The sequence below is a fragment of the Cellvibrio mixtus subsp. mixtus J3-8 genome (assembly GCF_000766945.1).
GTDB lineage: Bacteria > Pseudomonadota > Gammaproteobacteria > Pseudomonadales > Cellvibrionaceae > Cellvibrio > Cellvibrio mixtus_A.
On the sequence record NZ_KN266208.1, the window covers coordinates 401435 to 421227 of the forward strand.

Genomic DNA, 19793 nt, shown 5'->3' on the forward strand with positions numbered 1-19793 from the left:
TAGCGAGGGGCCGCGTCCCTCGCCGCTGCGAATCAATTGGCAGGCGAACCTTCTTTAAATAGTGAGTTAATTTTTTCTGTACTGATGGTGCCGGTATATACCTTCAACTCATCGATGGCACCGTTGAACGGGGTATCCCAGTAATTCACGCCCAGCGCAAATTCATTGGTTTCACCCGCGACTGTCATCACGCGACGGAAATCGGCTGCTTCGAGTTGTTGTGCACCATTCACAAACAGCTTGATAGTGTTGTTGTTTTCACCATCAACCATGATGACGATGTGTGTCCATTGGCCCGCAGGAATACGGTTGCTTAATTCTGCATTGTCATAGAACGAAGGACCGTTCGCCCATACGCGTGTTTTAGCAGTACCTGACATTGATGGAACCAGGCTTAACCAGTAATTTGCATTTGCACCACCAAAAAATGCTGTGGTGTAATCGGTAAATGCGGCTGGTTTTAACCACAGTGAAATGGTGTAGCTGTTAGTGGTGATCAGATTGTCGGGCAAGCGAATACCGGTTGTGCCATCCAGTTTTACTGCCTGGCCTTTTACACCTTCAACATAACTCACTGCACCGCCGGTGTTATTAATAAAGTTACCAGTCACTTTACCTTCAGCAGCAACACCGTTCAGTGCCGCCAGGTTATTTTCAAAACTGTATTCTGCTGGCGCGAGTGATTTAATCGTCACCGAAAAGTTTTTCGTATCGGTAAAACCTTGATAGGTAATGTGCGCCGTCAAGGTAACCGTCTTATCACCTTCATCGGCAGTAGGTTGGTTAACTACTGCAACACCATTGGTCGGTTTCAAATATTTTTCATCACTGGATGTCCAGCGAATACCTGATACGAATGGACCAACGCGAAGTAAATCAAAGTTTTCACGCACGGCAGACATATCACCCAACGCCAACGCGTCTTTTACAAAACCGGCGAATTGCGCAGGGTCAGTCAGGTTGTTAATTGCAGCACCGTTGATATCCAAAGTGCTTAATGCGTAGTCGTATACAATCAAATCATCAATTTGACCTACGAAGGGCGCATCCCAACCAAAATTAACACCCAGCGCATACAAGCCACCATTTTTGAAAATATCATCGCGCGGCATTGAACCAACCAGAGCACCGTTGATATACAAACTCATAGTGCTGTTGGCATAGGTAATCGCTACATGTTCCCATTGGTTGATTGGCGCTGTTGCCGAGTGAACAACCTGATTCCAATTGCCAAGGTAATTACTCCAGATCAATGAGCCGGTAGTAAACCAGGCATTGCCGGGAATAAAGCTATACCAGTGATCAACATCGGTCGCACCGAAAAACGCCGGTGTGTGAGTAGCCAGTGTTTCCGCTTTCATCCAGAAAGAAACGGTGTACTCACTGGATCTAATAATATTATCCGGTAACCGAACACCATTAGCGCCGTTAAAATCGTAGGCCTGGCCATTGTGATAACCGGCGGCAAATGTTGGTGCAGTGGCATCGACATTCGCCAGGTTATTGTCAGTGGTTCTCGCTACAGCATAATTTCCCAATGAATCGTTTAATGTATTTTCAAAGCGATAATGCGCAACCGCATTTTTAAATGCAGGGCGCGCTTTAATTTTTACATTGAACGTTTTGGTAACGGTTTGGCCACCCAATGACAGATTTGCAGTCAAAGTAACTGTTTGGTCGCCGAGGTCAGGCGTAGGAATAAATACGTTACCTTTTGAATCGATATAATATTCATTGCTGCTTACCCAGTTAATCGCAGTGCCGCTTTTACCAATAGTCGGCAGCGAATAACCTTCATCGGCAAGCGTCAATTCAGTTTTGATATTAAGCGCATCAGCAACAGCATTAAGTGCGGTAGCGGTATTTGCAATTGCATCAGTACGGCTACCAAACACGCTGGAGCCATCAGTTGCCATTGCCGAGAAAACCGGAACCAAATCTTTTACGTCGTTATCCCACTGCCATTTAATAACACCAAAATAAGTGCCTGAATCCAACACCAATTTAATTGTGTCATCACCTTGTGATAACCAGGTACCTTTCTCGCTGCCGCTCACGGTGCGATTTTCATTCAGGGTAATGAAGCCGGATTTAATCGCGGCCTTGTTAACCGCCTTGCCTTGATTTACAAATTTGTAGTGCCCTGGAACTTGTGCAAGATCTACCAGGTTATTACCGGTGAGTGGAACATAACGCTGCGGTGATACCACCAGCCAGCCTTCTTTGTTCACAAACATTTCGTGCGTACGCACCGCGTGCGCTTCAATATTATTCGGATACGCAGTTGCTGATGCAGGGAAGCGAGTGTGCGTTACCAGGATGTGGCGTTTTGTCGCTTCATCGTAAAACGCAGAATTATGGCCCGGTGATTGATAACCCCAGGATGGACCTACATCCCCCAATGCTTTGGTAAATTCAAAACCGCCTAATAATTTGCCACCAATCTCAAGGCCGCCAGCGTTGGCAATGTCGTTGCCAGCCGGATCAAGGTAAGGGCCTTTTGGTGTTTTGGAGCGTGCAATACGAATGTTGTAACCGTCATTCGCCGCAAAACCGGCAACAGAATAGAACAAGTAATAGTAATCAGCGACCGGGCTATAGATAACAAATGCGCCTTCAATTGCGCGGAAGTCGCCGCCTAGCAAACGCTTGCCATAACCTTGGCCGGCTTTTGGCTTGCCTGTGGTTTTGTCCATTTCCAGAACAAAAATACCGCCAGAATAAGAACCGTAAACCAGCCACAAATTACCATCCTTATCATTAAACGCCGCAGGGTCGATCGCATTTGGATCAACCGCGCCATTCCAGGTCGTTTGGCCGTTGTCTAACGGGAAAGAGATAAACTCACTTGCATTGCGATAGCCGCTGCGCAAGAACACACCTTTATTAACGTACGGGCCTTCAATTGAATCTGCCTCAGCCAGACCGAGATATGAACGGTTCCAGCAACCACCACCAACGCCCTGCGCGTCCTGAGCCTCAGTTTGTGCGCAATGGTTGTAATAGAACCAGTATTTGCCGCTCGCCGATTTAATAACATCAGCAGCCCAGTTGCCTTCGTAGCCATCGGTCCAGGTAATACCGTCAGCAATCTGGGTGGAGTAAGTGTTAAATAATTTGCTTTCATCGACTTTGTCGTTCGCGGAAAGCACAGAAATATATTCCCAGTTCACTAAATCAGTCGACTTGGCTGCAGCAAGGTGTGAACCGAAAATGTAATAGGAGCTACCATCTTTCACGACCGATGGATCGTGCACACCGATATCCAGCCAATTAATGGAGCCGTCGGCCGCGCGCGGAACAGTGTTTGATAAGGTTGGTTTACTGTAGACAGGCTGCTCGGACGCAGGAGTCGTTGAATAGGATTTGTCATTGCCACCGCCACCGCAGCCGCCCAATAGCAGCAGGCCGCCCATGACAAGCGCCAGGCTTGTAAGCTTCATATAGTTCACCTTCTCTCGTGTAGTTATTAGTTATTAGCCCCCGCACCATTCGTCCATGAATACTGTCATTACCGGGCTATGCCGGCGCGACTCCGGGGTTTTAATACTGCTTTAATCATTATGTATTACAATATTACTATCATTGATATTGTCACATAATATACCCGGAGTAAAGTCACCAGGAGGGGATGATTCATTACCAGTAGAATTATTTTTAAATACGGTAAATTTTTTATTCAGTAAGACAATAACAAGCTGATCAAATAATATCTTCAGTTATAACACTGCATCGCCGGTAGCATCCCATCAGGACAGGGAGGCTTTAACCCATCAGTTAATATCCATAAAAAAACCCGCCGTAGCGGGTTTTTGGATTGCTTTACACCAGGCGGTAGCGACTAATTAACCCGCAGAACGCGCCTTATATGCACGCACTACCACGTTAAAATCCTCCGCAAATTTTTGCAGGGCATCCAACTCTTTCTTTTCATCAGCGCGCGACAAACCAGCGCAACCCACATAATCCTGCACTGCTTTTACATAAGCCTTAACATCATTATTTGCTTTTACCATCTGGGCGGTAACGACAGTTGCTGCATCGGGAATCTCAGGTTGGGCAGCAGGCTTTTCACAAGCCACAGCCATGGTAGATACCAAAGAAGACACAGTCACAGTTAACGCAAAAACAAACGGCTTCATAGATTTTCCTCTTCAATGAACGGCAATAAACAAACTTGAATTAAACAAAAATAATTTATACGCGGAAGCGCCCTACCAGCTCAGCCATACGCGCAGCAACATCAGCAAGGTTATCGGTGCTACCGGTAATGCGACTTGAACTATTCGCTGTGTGGCTTGCCACCGATGAAATACGGTCGATGTTAATTTCAATCTGGCGAGTCGCTGCACTTTGTTGTTCGGAAGCCGCTGCAATCTGGTTGGTCCTATCGCGAATCACACTGACAATCTCAGTGATATGCTCCAGTGCACTACTCGCATCACTCGCTTGCACAACTGCAGTATTCGCTTGATTAGTACCCGCAGTCATCATCTCTACCGCTTGCTGCGCACCCGATTGCAAACGCTCAATCATTTCGCGAATTTCAGTAGTAGAACTTTGCGTCTTCGATGCCAGCGTGCGCACCTCATCCGCAACTACCGCAAAACCCCGCCCCTGCTCACCCGCACGCGCTGCTTCAATCGCTGCGTTAAGTGCAAGTAAATTGGTTTGATCAGCAATGCCGCGAATGACATCCAGCACCGAGCCAATACTGACGGTTTCATTGCGCAAACGGTCAATCACATCAGCGGCGGTTTTAATATCGGTCGACAGCTCGGTAATTTGCCCCATGGTATTCACCACCAGGGTTTTACCAGCAGAAGCAGCACCATCGGCTTGCAAGGATTTATCGGCAGTATCAGAAACACTGACTGTTACATCCTGCACAACACTCGCCATTTCTTTTACCGCACCAACGATGTGCTGGATTTCTGTTTGTTGCGTGCGAATTTCATTTTCATTGTCGCGCGACAATTGCGACAACGTGGAAGCACTGCTGCTAACTTCGCGCGCGGTGTGCGCCACATTGGCAATAATCGATTGCAGTCGTTCAACAAATTGATTGAAGCGGCGCGACAGTTCAGTCACTTCATCATTGCCAGCTTCCGGCAAACGGCGAGTCAAATCGCCTTCGCCCTGGGCAATGTCGCGCAATGCAATTACCACTTCATTTACCGGCCGCACAATGCTCAACTGCACCGCATAAGCCAGTGACGCAGCCACTAAACTAATAACCACAATCAGCAGCAGCGCATTCATCGCTGCAGCGCCAACAATTTCATCAATCTCACTCATATCCACGCGCACACTGATAACGCCGATACGTGCGCCTTCAGATTTTATTTCTTCGGTAATTGTCAAAAAACGCCCTTTGGCTTCAATACCAACCGCGCGTGGGTTTCCTGAAAATTCAGCAGGTGCAGCTTTGGCAGCAGAATTTTTTTCGTACCAGGCAAAAGGTTTATTGCCGTTATACACAACCGCAACCAACACACGCGGGCTAACCCGCAAACCGGCAAGCGATGCACTCACGGTTGCCGAATCATCAAAGGTCATTGCACCGACGCTGGCTTCACCCAATACCTGGGCAAGCGTGCGAATATCTTCAACAATTGCTGTTTCAGTTCTATCGATACCCGCGCGTACAGTAACGAGGGTAGTTACAACAACAGCCGCAATACAGGTCAGGGTAACGCTCAGCAAAATCTTCCATTTCAGCGATAAATTTTTCACTCGCACCTCAAATACATGAACAAAGATTTAACAAAAACGCATATGTGACACTGATCACAATTTGCGCGTAAGGCTATCAGACATTTTTTTTATTGCATTATTTTTTATACCAATTCATAGAATATTAATGCCGGATTTTTTAATTTTTTTTCATTGCAGTTATATAAAGCCAGAAAAAGATAGACTTATTGACGAATGAAAAAACAGGAAGCGAAAAACCTTGCAGACCGACAAAATTCCGCCGCACACAAAGCAGGCATCCTTGATAGGAAACTAACGTCCGCTAAAAAACACATTTACCCTCAGGTAAAACTCATCCACCCAATAACAAATGAGCCGATGGAAAAAGCGGCTGGCAATCGCCAGAATGAAAGGAAACGCGGGTTGATTTCATGTGAAGCTCTCTCACTGCGGTAATTTTTCTAGTTGTTGTGACTGTTAAAAGCGATTGGGATTAACGATGCTATCAACGCACAATTATTTTTAATGGTTGTAATTTATAGGTTTAGCAGATACCGCAGTTTTTTCCTGATTTTTTTTACTAACAAAAATTTACATAAGCTCTCAATAAAATAAATAATGCCCCGCTTACGGATGAAATGGTCGGCGATAGCAGCACGCATTAAATTTATAAGAAATATCCAATAAAAAAAGCCCGCTGTTTCCAGCAGGCTTTTTGTTCAATCGAGAAATAGTTAATCAATCATCGAAGGCTTGCCAAATACCGGCATTCCCTTATTGTCCCAACGTAGTGGTTTAACAAAGGTATGGCGATCCGGGTTCCACAGCGGATCACCTTCAATTTCGGTATAGGTGCGCGCATGGTAAACCAGCATCACAGTATCGCCGTCTTCGGCGTGGGTAAAACTGTTGTGGCCCGGGCCGAAAATTTTATTGGGAATATCAGAACAGAGCACGGGTTCTCTGGATTTGGTCCAGCTGGCAGGATTTAACAAATCTGCATTTTCATCAACCCACAACAATCCCATCGCATAGTTTTCATCGGTGGCACTGGCAGAATAGCTAAGGAAAATTTTGCCGTTGCGCTTAACAATGGATGGCCCTTCGTTAACCCAAAAACCGCGAATTTCCCAGTCAAATTCCGGCTTGGTGAGCATCACCGGTTCGCTCGCCAATTGCCATGGGGTTTTCATCGGCGCGATATAAATATTGGAGTTGCCCTGAATATTTACATCTTTTTGTGCCCACACATAGTAGAGAACGCCATTGTGGGTAAAGGTTGTGGCATCAAGACAGAAAGTATCAATCCCGGAATCTACCTGGCCCATAAATTCCCACTCGCCGTCCAGGGGATTCGAATTTTTATTGCGAATTGCATACATACGATGCTGGAACAAGTTAAATTTAATGTCGCGGCTTGGCGCTGCAGCAAAATAAACGTACCAGGCATATTCACCGGATTGCGGATCTTTGTTGAAATGAATTTCCGGCGCCCACACCAATTCACTGTAGGGGCCAGTATCCGGTTTGTGCCATGCATCTACGGTTGGTGCATTTGCTAATTCAGCAATTGTTTTTGCACGGCGCAATTCAATGCGGTCATATTTTGGTACAGATGCAGTGAAGTAGTAATAACCATCGGTGTGTTTGTACACGAATGGATCTGCACGCTGTGGGATTAAGGGTTTTAATAATTTGCTCACTTTTTTCTCCAATTTTTTTAAATCTGCGTAGGTTGCTGGTGAGCCTGCGAACCGCAACATGACCATTTAACCGTACAACCCAAAACCCGATTAAATAAATATTCGAGCTTACGGCAGTAGCTTCAGGATGGTCATGTTGCGGTTCGTTCCTCAGGCTACGCGCCCCGCCACAACCTACGTCCAAATCAATGCTCTGCAATATAACCTTTCGCACGCATTTCATTTTTAAGGCCGGCGTAATAGTTGTCGTTAATGCGATACCAAAACATCAACGCGCCCATTAACGCATGGAAGAATCCCGGAATAATTGACAGCATCAAGGCTATTCCCATTAATGAAAAATCTGATTGCGCCTGATTGGGAACGTATTGGAAATAAGTTAACAACCAGCCCACCATCAAACCGGCAATACCCATTCCCGCTTTCTGGCCAACGGAAATACCACCGTAGGCAAAGCCGGATACCCGCTTGCCATTTTTTACCTGGCCATAATCAATCGTTTCAGAAATAATTGACCAGAAAACCGGTGCATGCAGATCAACAACAAACGACAGCAGGAAATACAATACAAAGGCGAGCGCCACATCTTCGCGGCCAACAAATAAATAAATTGCCACACTCAGCACCGCAACCAGCAATTGTGTGTAGCGGAATAAATTAATTTTGCAGTAAACCTTGGTGATCCAGGTCGATGCCACCATGGCCAGAATAGCGGCCGCAACACCGGTGGATAAAAACGCCGAGACCAATGCCTCATCGCCACCCAGATAATATTTCGCGTAATAAATTGCCACTGAACCACGAATGACGTACCCGATAGTACCGGTCACGCAAACAGCAACCAGAATTAACCACTGGTCATTTTTTAATAATTGCAGGAATTGGCTCAATAGCGGTTGGTGTTCAACAACATGTTCAACCCGTTCAGTGGTTTTGAAATAACAGAATAAAAACATCACGGCACCGACCGCCGACATAATTGCCATGGCAATTTGATAACCCAAGGCTTTGTCTTCCCACATGCCTGCAACAACCGGCACCACAATCGCTACCATAAAGGCACCGATTTTTGCCAGGAATAAACGATAACCATTGGCCGAGAGTTTTTCTTTGGGATCACTGGTCAATGCACTGGGCAAGGAAATATAAGGAATACCGACACCAGAGGTAATCAAGGTCATCATGATGTAAGTGGAATAAGCCCAGATTAATTTTGCGTCGTAGTCCCAATCGGGCGTAGTGAATACAAAAAATACACTGACCGCATAAGGAATGGCTAACCACAACAACCATGGGCGGTAGCGGCCCTGTAAAAATGTAAAACGATCGGTAATTTGCCCCATCACCAAATCGGAAATAGCGCCAACAACTTTCACGGTAAAAAACAGAATACCCATATCAATGGGCGACAGGCCGAAAATATCCGTGTAGTAAAAAGTAATGATCAGCATCATGGATGAGATCACTACGTTCAACGCCATGTCACCGGCGCCAAACCCTATTTTTTCGGTAACCGATAATTTATCGGGTGCGTGCTTGTCTAGCGCTTGCATTTATTATTTTGACCTCAGTGGTTGTGACTGAAAACCCTATCGTTAAAATCAGGGATTAAAAAAAAAGCGGCATCACTTTAATAGTAATTGCCGCTTCCTTTATCTCTCACCGTTTGTACGGTTTATATTTTCGATTTGTATTTTTTAACTACAAGGCGTCGAACACATTGCCTTGTTGTTTAAACGATTTTCGAATTACAAAAAGTAATCATTTTCTATCGCATGTACGAGCAGAACATCAATGCCGGCCATACCTGCACTCGCTGCGGCTTGCAGACCGAGTTTTGAATCTTCAAATACTACGCATTTAGTTGGATCTACACCTAATAATTCCGCGCAACGTAAAAAAGTATCCGGCGCCGGTTTTGGATTTTTTACTTGATCAGCACCAACCACAACATCGATGTATTTATCCAAACCACAAATCTTTAAAATACTTTCTGCTTCCTGTGTGTAGGCACCCGTTCCAATCGCCATCGGCTTGGTACCGTGATAACGTTGTGCCACTTCCAGCAACGCAGTTGGCTTCACATATTTGTGCATATTGTCATGCACAACTTGCTCTTTAAATTCATTCATTTCATCAAGGGTTGCAGCGACCTTGATATTAAATTTTTCCAATAAAATTTCGATAGTGCCCTTGGTCGGAACACCAGCCAATGAACGCATAAACAAGCGATCAATGGGAATGCCATATTTGTTTAGCATGGTACTCCATGCAAACTCATGTAACTGGCCGCTATCAACCAGGGTGCCATCCATGTCAAAAATCAGTGCATCGTAATGGTCGTACATCATTTACTCTCAGGTTTGCCAAATAAAATTACCGTTAAGGTTAAATTAGAGCACAAACCTGCGATAAGTTCGAATCCGATGTTTACTCTGTTATGTGCATACAAAGTTATCTACATTCAAAGTTATCTACATTCAAAGTTATCTACATTCAAAGTTTTCTGCTTTTTCGGAATCCCCGGTGCCCTTGTAATGTGCATGAGCAGGATAAGAACAGAGTGGTCGGCTACGATTGGGGAAAGCATTACCGGTCACAGTCACCTGCTCAGGCGCTTTATTTTTTTCAACCCAATCGACAATCGGATCGATCATATCGAAATGATCAAGTGCAGCCGCGCCACCACCACAATGCCCCATACCAGGGACCAGGAACAGGCGACTCCATTGCGATACTTTTTCTTCACCGCCATTATCATTAACCAACTGTTGGTAATAGCGAGTAGTCTCTTGCGCCGAAAACCATGGGTCGCTTACGCCATGATAAAAAATCAGTTTGCCACCATTGTCAGAAAAGGTATTAAGCAAGGTCCAATACGCAGAATCGCCCACAAATGCCGCCGGTGTTGCTGCCGCCATAGATTCCTGGTCCACATTCATCTCTGTGCTGGTAATTTTTCCAACGATGGGATGATTACCCGGATTTAATAAACCCGGAATTCCCTGGGTCTCGGTAATGCCGGTATCAAACCAGAAACCGGGGTACACCTGCACGCCGAGCGAATTTTTTGGCCCTGCAAATCCCGATTTAATTGCTTTGGCTTTTGCGAGGCTGATACACGATGCTTTTTTTGTTGCGCTACAGGCGACTGACATTGGATCAAAATTGCAGCCGACAGTATTGGAAATCATTTTGTCAGCGACACCATCAAGCGCATCGCATTGTTTTAGCAAACCATCCATCACGATGGCTTTATCCTGTGCAGTTAACGCTTCAGCAACGTTTGGATGACCTTCTTTGTCTTTTGGTGCAACCCTGGCGAGTGAAACCATTACCCACTTGTCCGCCAGGTTGGAAAAACTGGTGCGCATCGCTGGCGCACCGGCAACAATGCCATCAAATAAACGCGGATAGCGTTGCGACATAATCATGGCTTCGCGGCCACCTGTTGAACATCCCATGTAGTAGGAATGATCAATCGCCTTGCCGTAATATTGCGCTACGATTTGTTTGGAGGTAACAGCAACTTTTCCAATTGCCTGGTACAAAAAATTCAGCGTTGCTTCCTGGTCACTAAAAAAACTCGCATCAAATCCGTGGGCGCCTTGATGCCCGGTATCAGTAGTGACAACGGCAAATCCGCGCTGTAATGCTGTCATATCGCCTGCTGCGCTGCTGCCCAGGGGTGTTGCAACCGAACCATTCAGGCCACCGCCACCTTGCATCATAAAACGGCCATTCCATTTTTCTGGCAAGGCGATTGCAAAACCAATCGCATAAGTTTTTCCACTTGCGCCAACGCGCTCGTCAATCACGCCGTCAACACGGCAGTAGCTTGCCAGAGTTCCCGCATAGGGACGTTGATACATCACTGTTGGTACCGGTCCTGCTGCAATATTTACAGCAGTTTTTATCGCTACATTGTTTTCATTGGTTTTAAAAGCCAACAACTTACTGCAAGCATCTTCACTGTTGTTTGATGATTTTTTTTCGGTTACGGAACAGGAGGACAACGCCAAAATGAAAAACAGTAATCCGACCAGATTTTTTATGCTGTGCATTTAATTTCCCCTTCAGCCTGATCCGTAGTCAGTTTGCCGAACCCATTATTGAAAGCTTACATGCTAACAATAATAAAAATTTTTATAATATTTCATCACTATCCCTGTGATGATGATTTATTTAAAAATCGTTTTGCTATAGCGCTTACACACCATCGTTCAAATGCTTATACACCATCCTTCAAATGATAGTAAGCTGCGTTGTGGCGCAATTCAGTTTTGAAATTACGCACGGTGGTATCCGCACCGATGACGACAACTTCAACACCCGCGATTTCTGCGTAGTCAACAATCTCATCCGCCGTTACACCCTGGGTGTAGGCGCTGTGATGTGCGCCACCCGCTTGAATCCACGCTGCCGCAGAAACTTCCAGGTTTGGACGCGGCACCCACAATGCTTTTGCCACAGGCAATTTCGGCAATTCTTGCGGTGGATTTACGGTATCAACTTCGTTGATGATTACACGGAAGCGCGTGCCGATATCGATCAGGGAAATACACAATGCAGGGCCTGCTTTACCGGTGAAAATCAAGCGCGCGATATCATTGCGGCAACCAATAGTGTGCAAATGCACTTCCAGTTTTGGTTTTGCCGCCGCGATGGAAGGACACACCTCCAGCATGTGCGCGCCCAATACCTGATCCACTCCACCTGAATGAACGCTACCGAAGTGGTAAGTGTAATCTTCCATAAAGGATGAACCGCCTGCGCGGCCTTTGGAGATCACTTTACAAATATGCACCATTGCCGCGGTTTTCCAATCGCCTTCGCCACCGTAACCAAAACCGGCCGCCATTAAACGTTGGGTTGCGAGGCCTGGCAAATTGGTTAAACCGGTCAGGTTTTCAAAACAGTTGGTGAATGCACCGAACTCACCTTCGGTGAGGAATTTCAACATTCCCAGTTCCAAACGCGCTTCGTTTTTCAGCATTTGGAATTGATGTTCATCATCAAAGATTGCCGGATTAACATCGTATTCTTTTTTGTACACCTCGATTTGCGCAGCCACTTCTGCGTCGGTAACAGCATCAACTACTTTTTGCAAATCACCCAGACCGTAGGCGTGAACTTCGTAACCGAATTTAATTTGCGCAGATACTTTATCGCCATCCGTTACCGCAACCTGACGCATGTTGTCACCAAAGCGCGCCACTTTTAAATTCTGGCTCGCATGCCAGCCCATAGCAACGCGACACCAGCTATCAATTTGTTTTTGCACTGATTCAGTGGCCCAGTGCCCAACAACCACTTTGCGCTCCTGGCGCAAACGCGTGCTTACATGACCAAATTCGCGGTCACCGTGGGCGGATTGGTTGAGGTTCATAAAGTGCATGTTGATGTCAGCAAATGGCAGCTCCGCATTAAATTGCGTGTGCAAATGCATATATGGCTTGCTCAAAGCGCTCAAACCGGCGATCCACATTTTTGCAGGAGAGAATGTGTGCATCCACAGAATCAAACCCACGCAATTGGGATTGCTGTTTGCCGCTTGCGCAACAGCAAGGATTTCGGCTGGCGATTTAACGGTTTCCTGCGCAACGATTTTGATCGAAATATTGCTTGATTCGGTTAAACCGGCTGCAATTTTCTGGCTGTTCTCGGCGACTTGTTTTAATACGCCTGGACCATACAGATGTTGTGAACCGGTGACTAACCAGACTTCTTTATCGCCGTAGATTTTCATTATGTGTTCCTCAGAATTTTTCAATTTTTTGTTGGGCATGGCTGCCTGCGCGGCCCGACCCAACCTACATGTGCGTTCGTAGGATGGGTCGGGCTGCGTAAGCAGCCATGCCCATCAACGATATCGATAAATTACTTTTGCCCGTAATAGGCATTTTTTCCGTGCTTGCGTAAATAGTGTTTATCCACAATGCCTTGTTTTAACGGCGCTGTGTTTTGTTGCAATGTTTTGGTCAAATAAGCCATGCGCGCGATTTCTTCCAGAATAACCGCGTGATAAACCGCATCCGCAGCGTTCTTACCCCAGGTAAAAGGCGCATGACCGGCAACGATCACCATGGGCACTTCTTTCGGGCTGCGATCTTTAAAGCAATCGGTAATTTGCACACCGGTTTCTTCTTCATAGTCGCGTTCGATTTGTTCATCCGTCATCACCGCCGTGCACGGAATTTCGCCGTAAGCGTAATCCGCATGAGTGGTGCCGTAACAGGGAATGGCTTGCTGGGTTTGCGCCCAGGCAGTGGCGTAAGTTGAATGTGTGTGAGTCACACCACCGATAATGTCGAAATGGCGATATAAGTGCGTGTGCGTTTTGGTATCAGAGGAAGGACGCATACTTTTTTTATTAGGAGAGTCCTCCACTATGTTGTTTTCCAAATCCACAATCACAATATCGTCCGGCGTCATTACTTCATAAGCAACGCCGCTGGGTTTAATCGCGATAACCCCTTTGCTGCGATCAATTTGCGATACATTACCCCAGGTATAAACCACCAGGTTGCGGCGATTCAATTCCATATTGGCTTCGAAAACTTCGCGTTTTAATTCGGTGTAACTCATTCGCTTACACCTCCACTCGTTTTGATGAAGATACGAAATTACCTAGCGCGCGATATTGTTGATAACGCTGGTCGTAAATTGCCGCAGCGTGTGCATTGGGCGTGTAGGTTTTGCAGGTGCGCGATGCCATTACTTTTTGTGCAGCGGCGACGGTTGGATAAACACCACCGCACACGGCTGCAAAAATTGCTGCACCTAATGCGCAACTTTGTTCGCTGTCCAAAACTTCAATCGGGCAATTCCAGGCATCAGCACAGGTTTGCATGACGAAATCGGATTTTTTGGAAATGCCGCCAATCGCTACGACTGAGTTAACTGCGATACCTTCATCTTTAAACCGTTCGATAATCGCACGCGCACCGAATGCGGTTGCTTCAACCAGCGCACGGAAAATATGCGGCGCTTCGCTGCCCATTTTTAAGCCGGCGATGGCCATGGATACGGTTTGGTCGGCATCGGGTGTGCGACGGCCGTTAACCCAATCAAGCGCAGTGATATTTGCATCGGCGATTGGTAGCGCACTCGCTGCGGTACTTAATGCAACCAGCGTATTGTTTTCAATTTCTTCGACGAGTTTTTGTCTGGTTTCGTCATCCAACAACGATGAATTTGCAAGCAGGTTTTGCACTGGCCAATTCACCAGATCGCGGAACCATGCATACAAATCGCCGAATGCTGATTGCCCCGCCTCCAAACCGACAAAGCCGGGCAATACTGAACCATCGACTTGACCGCAAATACCGCGAATGGATTTGTTGCCAACATCGGCATAACTCGCCACGGTAATATCGCAAGTCGATGTACCCATAATTTTGGTGAGCACACCCGGTTTAACTTGTGCCGCAACGGCACCCATATGGCAATCAAATGCACTGAAACCGACGGGTGTATTTTCGGGAACACCAAGCTTGTCAGCCCATTTGGCACTCAGCCCGCCGCACACTTGATCGGATGTGAAGGTTTCTGCGGGCAAGCGATCACGCAAACCATTGAGTAATGGATCAATGCCCACAAAAAAATCATTGGGCGGATAACCGCCCCAGCTTTCGTGCCACATTAATTTGTGACCCGTCGCGCAACGGCCCATGCGCAATTTGCCCGGGTGGGTAGTGTCGGTAAGAACGGCCGACATCCAGTCACAATGTTCCACCCACAAGTAAGCGGCTTTCGCGACAGAAGGATCTTCACGCAATACATGCAACGCTTTTGCCCAGAACCATTCAGAGGAATAAATTCCACCTTCGTATTTCAAATAGTTTTCTGCTGCGTTATTGGCTGCTGCGGTAATTTCCTGCGCTTCTTTAATGGCAGTGTGATCTTTCCAGAGCACAAACATCGCATTGGGGTTTTCGGCAAATTCCGGTTTCAACGCAAGTGCAACACCTTCGCTATCGACAGCAATTGGCGTAGAGCCGGTGGTATCAAAACTGATACCTGCAACTTTTTGCGCCGCGCCTGCGGGAGCCAATTTCCATAATCCCTGGACAACCTGTTCCAGGCTTTCCAGGTAATCCAGCGGGTGCTGGCGGAACTGGTCTTTGGCCGGCACACAAAACAGGCCTTTTTTCCAACGCGGGTAATAGACCACATTGCTCGCCACTTCCTGGCCGGTAAGGGCATCTACTAATAAGGCTCTAACGGAATCGGAGCCGTAATCCAGCCCCAAGGCATAAGAGGTCATCAAACTCACCTGCTTCTTTCAGAATTCGCTTTATGGTTATTAATATTGACTCATCAGAGGATATTAATATTGTATGACAATATATTCTCAGCAAGACTATCCCCTGTCAATCGGTTTTAGCGCTATCAGGGGATAGCTTTTCTTTATTGTTCCCGCTTTATTTACCCGTGTTGGCAGCCGCCTTGTTCGCGGTCACACCTTCGCTGGTCATGATGATTCGCTTGATAGTGCCATCCGGATTGTAGAACAACTCATCAATGCTGACCGAGCGGCGGTATTGCCCGCCATCAGGGCGTCCTGCGCCGGTGTGATAAATAAAGTAATGCTTGTTATTGAACTCGATAATCGCCTGGTGGTTAGTCGGTGTATTGCCCGCGACTTCATTCAGGATTCCCTTGTATTCCCACGGACCGTTAATGCTCTTGCTCATGGCATAACCAATCTTCTCCGGGAAGCCCATCGCATAGGACAAGTAATAATTGTCCTTATATTTATGCACCCAGATTGCTTCGGTAAATTCCGGCAAGGTTTTGATATTTACGATGGGGCCATCCAACTCGATCATATTCGGCTTGAGCCTGGCGTAGTAAGCCTTGGTGTTGCCCCAGAACAGGTAGGCCTGGCCGTCATCATCGATAAATACGGAAGGATCGATATCATCCCAATCATTCGCGGTATCGGTAGTCATATCGTTAGTGATTAGTGCTTTGCCGCGCGCATCCTTGAAGGGGCCGAGCGGGCTGTCACCCACCGCTACACCGATGGCAAAACCAGGTTTGGTGTCATTGTGGCGCGCGGTGATATACCAATAAAATTTGCCATCCTTCTCAATCACCTGACTGGCCCAGGCATCGCCTTTGGCCCATTTAAAATCCTTCACATGCAAACGCGGGCCGTGGGCCTCCCAATTCACCATGTCAGCGGATGACCAGACCAGCCAGTCATGCATCTCAAAAAATCGGGTGTTGTCTTTGGCTTCATCGTGGCCGGCATAGAGATAAACTTTACCGTTATGCACCAGCGCGGCCGGATCGGCAGTGAAGACATCGGTAAAAATCGGGTTCGCCGCGTGAGCCGCTGTCGCCGTAGTGGCTAATGCGATTATCAATGGTTTAATTAAAGCCAGGGAGTTGATCAGGGGGCGCATCTATACCTCTCTTATTGTTTATCAGTCCGCGATCATCCGCAGATCATGTCTTGCCCAGCCATTTTCAGGATAAGCCGGGGGTTGATTTATATTGATATTATAATACAATTAAATCAAGTAAAGAGCGCAAAAGTTTAACCGATAATTGGCACACATCAGGCAAATATACGTAAACAAACGGTTTTACTCATTGCCCGCAATCAATAACAAACTTATATTGTATGACTTTAATAATAACGGCCACGCCGATGTAACCCAGTATGAGCCGCGATAATAAGACAAAGCCTCCAGCCGATACCTTGCCAGCCAAGCCCCTGCGTAGCGCCCAATGGTTTGGTAGCCAGGACAAGAACGGCTTTATGTATCGCAGCTGGATGAAGAACCAGGGTATTCCCGAACACCACTTCCAGGGTAAACCGATTATCGGCATCTGCAATACCTGGTCAGAACTGACGCCGTGCAACAGCCATTTTCGTGAGCTCGCCGACAGTGTCAGGCGCGGCGTCTTGGAAGCCGGCGGTGTACCCGTGGAGTTTCCGGTATTTTCCAATGGCGAATCCAACTTGCGCCCCACCGCCATGCTCACGCGCAATCTGGCGGCGATGGATGTGGAAGAGTCGATTCGCGGCAATCCTATCGATGGTGTAGTGCTATTGGTTGGCTGCGATAAAACCACACCCGCACTAGTCATGGGTGCGGCGAGTTGCGATCTTCCCACCATTGTTGTCACCGGCGGCCCGATGCTGAATGGCAAACACAAAGGCAAAGATGTTGGCTCGGGCACTCTCGTGTGGCGCATGAGCGAGGATTACAAAGCCGGGAAAATTTCACTGCAGGAATTTATGGATGCGGAAGCCGATATGTCCCGCTCCACTGGTACCTGCAATACGATGGGCACGGCATCGACCATGGCGTGCATGGTGGAATCACTTGGTTTATCACTGCCGCAAAACGCGGCGATTCCAGCGGTCGATGCGCGTCGCAAAACCCTCGCGCATGTGTCCGGCATGCGCATCGTGAATATGGTGAATGAAGATTTGCGCATTTCCCGATTACTCACACGCGACAGTTTAATCAACGCTATTCGCACCACCGCCGCCATCGGTGGCTCCACCAATGCCGTGATTCATTTAAAAGCAATCGCCGCGCGTTTGGATATTCCGTTAACGCTTGAAGACTGGCAAACCTACGGCCAACAAATTCCCACGCTGGTCAACCTGCAGCCTTCCGGCGAATTTTTAATGGAAGATTTTTATTACGCCGGTGGCTTGCCCGCAGTATTAAAACGCCTGGGGGATGCCAATTTATTAAATAAAGATTGCTTGACCGCAAACGGAAAAACCTTGTGGGAAAACAATTCACAAGCGCCCTGCTATAACGATGATGTTATTCGTGCACTGGATAATCCACTTTGCGCCAGTGGCGGCATTTGTATTTTACGCGGCAACCTCGCACCGCGTGGCGCAGTATTAAAACCCAGTGCCGCATCGGCCCATTTAATGAAACATCGCGGTCGCGCCATTGTGTTTGAAAATTTTGATCACTATAAAGAGCGCATCATGGACGATTCACTGGATGTGGATGCCAGCAGCGTTCTGGTATTAAAAAATTGCGGTCCCAAGGGTTATCCCGGTATGCCGGAAGTCGGCAACATGGGATTACCGCCAAAATTGTTAAAACAAGGCGTTACCGATATGGTACGCATTTCCGATGCGCGCATGAGCGGTACCGCGTTCGGCACCGTTGTATTACACGTTGCTCCGGAGGCACAGGAATTTGGCCCGCTCGCCGCCGTGCAGGATGGTGACTGGATTGTATTGGATACTGATGCCGGTTCACTCGAATTGGAAGTCAGTGCCGACGAAATTACCGCACGCCTTAATCAATTGCGTGCACAAAAAATCCAGAAAAAAACTGGCGGCTACTTGCAATTGTATATTGAGCATGTGATGCAAGCGGATGAAGGCTGCGATTTTGATTTTCTCGTCGGCTGTCGCGGTGCGGCAGTTCCCGGCCACTCGCATTAGTGGTGAAAGCCGATGACTCTCACCAATCAATATCCAAGCTTGAAATACAAAATTGTGCTAATTACTGGCGGTGCATCCGGTATCGGCGCGAGTTTGGTGGAAAGTTTTTGCCAGCAAGGTGCGCAGGTTTGTTTCATCGATATCCGCGATGACGATGCCCAAAAACTGGTAGAACAATTAAGTCATCGATCCGATGTTACACCACCACGTTATTACCGTTGCAACTTGTTAAACATTCCCAAACTGCAAGCGACAATCAAACAGATTTACAATGAAATGGGGCCAATCAATGTATTGGTCAACAATGCCGCGAATGATACCCGCCATGATTTTCGCCAGGTCACGGTGGATTATTGGAATGAACGCCTCGCCGTGAATTTGCGCCACCATTTTTTTGCGGCGCAAGCGGTGTACGAACATATGCTTGAACTCGGCGGTGGTTCAATTATTAATTTGGGATCGATGAGCTGGTACGCAACCCAGGGCGGAATGCCCGGCTACACCAGCTCCAAAGCGGCGATTGAAGGCATGACACGCGGCCTGGCGCGCGATATGGGCGGTGACAATATCCGCGTAAATACATTAGTGCCCGGCTGGGTAATGACTGATCGCCAGGTGGCGATGCTAACGAAAGAAAAATCGGCGAAAAATATTTTGGAAAACCAATGCTTAAAAAAATCGGTGATGCCGGAAGACATTAGCGCAATGGCATTATTCCTGGCATCGGACGATAGCCGTTTATGTACCGCCCAGCACTTTATTGTGGATGGTGGCTGGATTTGACCCGGCGTGAAATTGCCGGCATTTAATTTACTGTGTCATGCATTTTCTATCTGGCCATAGAAAATGACGAAGATAAAAAAGCCCGTGTCCTTTTATGCGGATTGCGGGGAGTTAGGCGTTGCGAATAAAAAATTTATATAAATATATTCTGATTACATGAGGATCCA

14 protein-coding genes are annotated in these 19793 nt (G+C 47.1%); 3 read left to right on the forward strand and 11 right to left on the reverse strand.

All coding sequences use genetic code 11. The annotated features are described in order from the left end of the window. Positions 1-32 precede the first annotated feature (32 nt). From A596_RS12285 to A596_RS12295, 3 genes are all read right to left on the reverse strand, one after another. Positions 33-3443: a LamG-like jellyroll fold domain-containing protein gene (locus A596_RS12285; RefSeq protein WP_039915098.1), complete on the reverse strand. Its 3411-nt coding sequence runs from the start codon at positions 3441-3443 to the stop codon at positions 33-35. Positions 3444-3845: 402 nt separating this feature from the next. After that, complete coding sequence (locus A596_RS12290) at positions 3846-4142, reverse strand: hypothetical protein (RefSeq protein WP_039915101.1); 297 nt, start codon at positions 4140-4142, stop codon at positions 3846-3848. A 55-nt stretch (positions 4143-4197) separates the two neighbouring features. Continuing rightward, positions 4198-5736, reverse strand: a complete 1539-nt coding sequence (locus A596_RS12295) for a methyl-accepting chemotaxis protein (protein ID WP_039915104.1) — start codon at positions 5734-5736, stop codon at positions 4198-4200. 195 nt (positions 5737-5931) lie between these two features. Here A596_RS12295 and A596_RS23355 point away from each other — a divergent pair, with 195 nt between their 5' ends. Next, complete coding sequence (locus A596_RS23355) at positions 5932-6153, forward strand: hypothetical protein (RefSeq protein WP_039915106.1); 222 nt, start codon at positions 5932-5934, stop codon at positions 6151-6153. A 278-nt stretch (positions 6154-6431) separates the two neighbouring features. Here A596_RS23355 and A596_RS12305 read toward each other — a convergent pair whose 3' ends face one another. The 8 genes from A596_RS12305 to A596_RS12340 all read right to left on the reverse strand — a co-directional run bounded on the left by A596_RS12305 (position 6432) and on the right by A596_RS12340 (position 16816). Next, positions 6432-7460, reverse strand: a complete 1029-nt coding sequence (locus A596_RS12305; RefSeq protein ID WP_235425709.1) for a glycoside hydrolase family 43 protein — start codon at positions 7458-7460, stop codon at positions 6432-6434. A 125-nt stretch (positions 7461-7585) separates the two neighbouring features. Then, a complete protein-coding gene (locus A596_RS12310; protein WP_039915108.1) occupies positions 7586-8953 on the reverse strand; it encodes an MFS transporter in 1368 nt (455 codons plus the stop codon). A gap of 195 nt (positions 8954-9148) precedes the next feature. Then, a complete protein-coding gene (locus tag A596_RS12315; RefSeq protein WP_200882914.1) occupies positions 9149-9751 on the reverse strand; it encodes a beta-phosphoglucomutase family hydrolase in 603 nt (200 codons plus the stop codon). A 135-nt stretch (positions 9752-9886) separates the two neighbouring features. Continuing rightward, complete coding sequence (locus A596_RS12320; RefSeq protein ID WP_052417461.1) at positions 9887-11464, reverse strand: DUF6351 family protein; 1578 nt, start codon at positions 11462-11464, stop codon at positions 9887-9889. A 167-nt stretch (positions 11465-11631) separates the two neighbouring features. After that, the gene (gene araA / locus A596_RS12325; RefSeq protein ID WP_039915600.1) at positions 11632-13149 is read right to left on the reverse strand and encodes an L-arabinose isomerase; all 1518 of its coding nucleotides are present in this window, start codon (positions 13147-13149) and stop codon (positions 11632-11634) included. Between the two features lie 131 nt (positions 13150-13280). Then, positions 13281-13988: an L-ribulose-5-phosphate 4-epimerase gene (locus tag A596_RS12330; protein WP_039915113.1), complete on the reverse strand. Its 708-nt coding sequence runs from the start codon at positions 13986-13988 to the stop codon at positions 13281-13283. A 4-nt stretch (positions 13989-13992) separates the two neighbouring features. Beyond that, positions 13993-15669: a ribulokinase gene (locus A596_RS12335; RefSeq protein WP_039915114.1), complete on the reverse strand. Its 1677-nt coding sequence runs from the start codon at positions 15667-15669 to the stop codon at positions 13993-13995. A gap of 157 nt (positions 15670-15826) precedes the next feature. Next, the gene (locus tag A596_RS12340; protein WP_039915117.1) at positions 15827-16816 is read right to left on the reverse strand and encodes a glycoside hydrolase family 43 protein; all 990 of its coding nucleotides are present in this window, start codon (positions 16814-16816) and stop codon (positions 15827-15829) included. Positions 16817-17076: 260 nt separating this feature from the next. Between A596_RS12340 and A596_RS12345 the strand changes: the two genes are divergently transcribed. After that, positions 17077-18843, forward strand: a complete 1767-nt coding sequence (locus tag A596_RS12345; protein ID WP_052417462.1) for an IlvD/Edd family dehydratase — start codon at positions 17077-17079, stop codon at positions 18841-18843. Positions 18844-18855: 12 nt separating this feature from the next. Further along, entirely contained in the window at positions 18856-19626 is a 771-nt protein-coding gene (locus A596_RS12350) for an SDR family NAD(P)-dependent oxidoreductase (RefSeq protein ID WP_039915120.1), read from the forward strand. Positions 19627-19793: the final 167 nt, after the last annotated feature.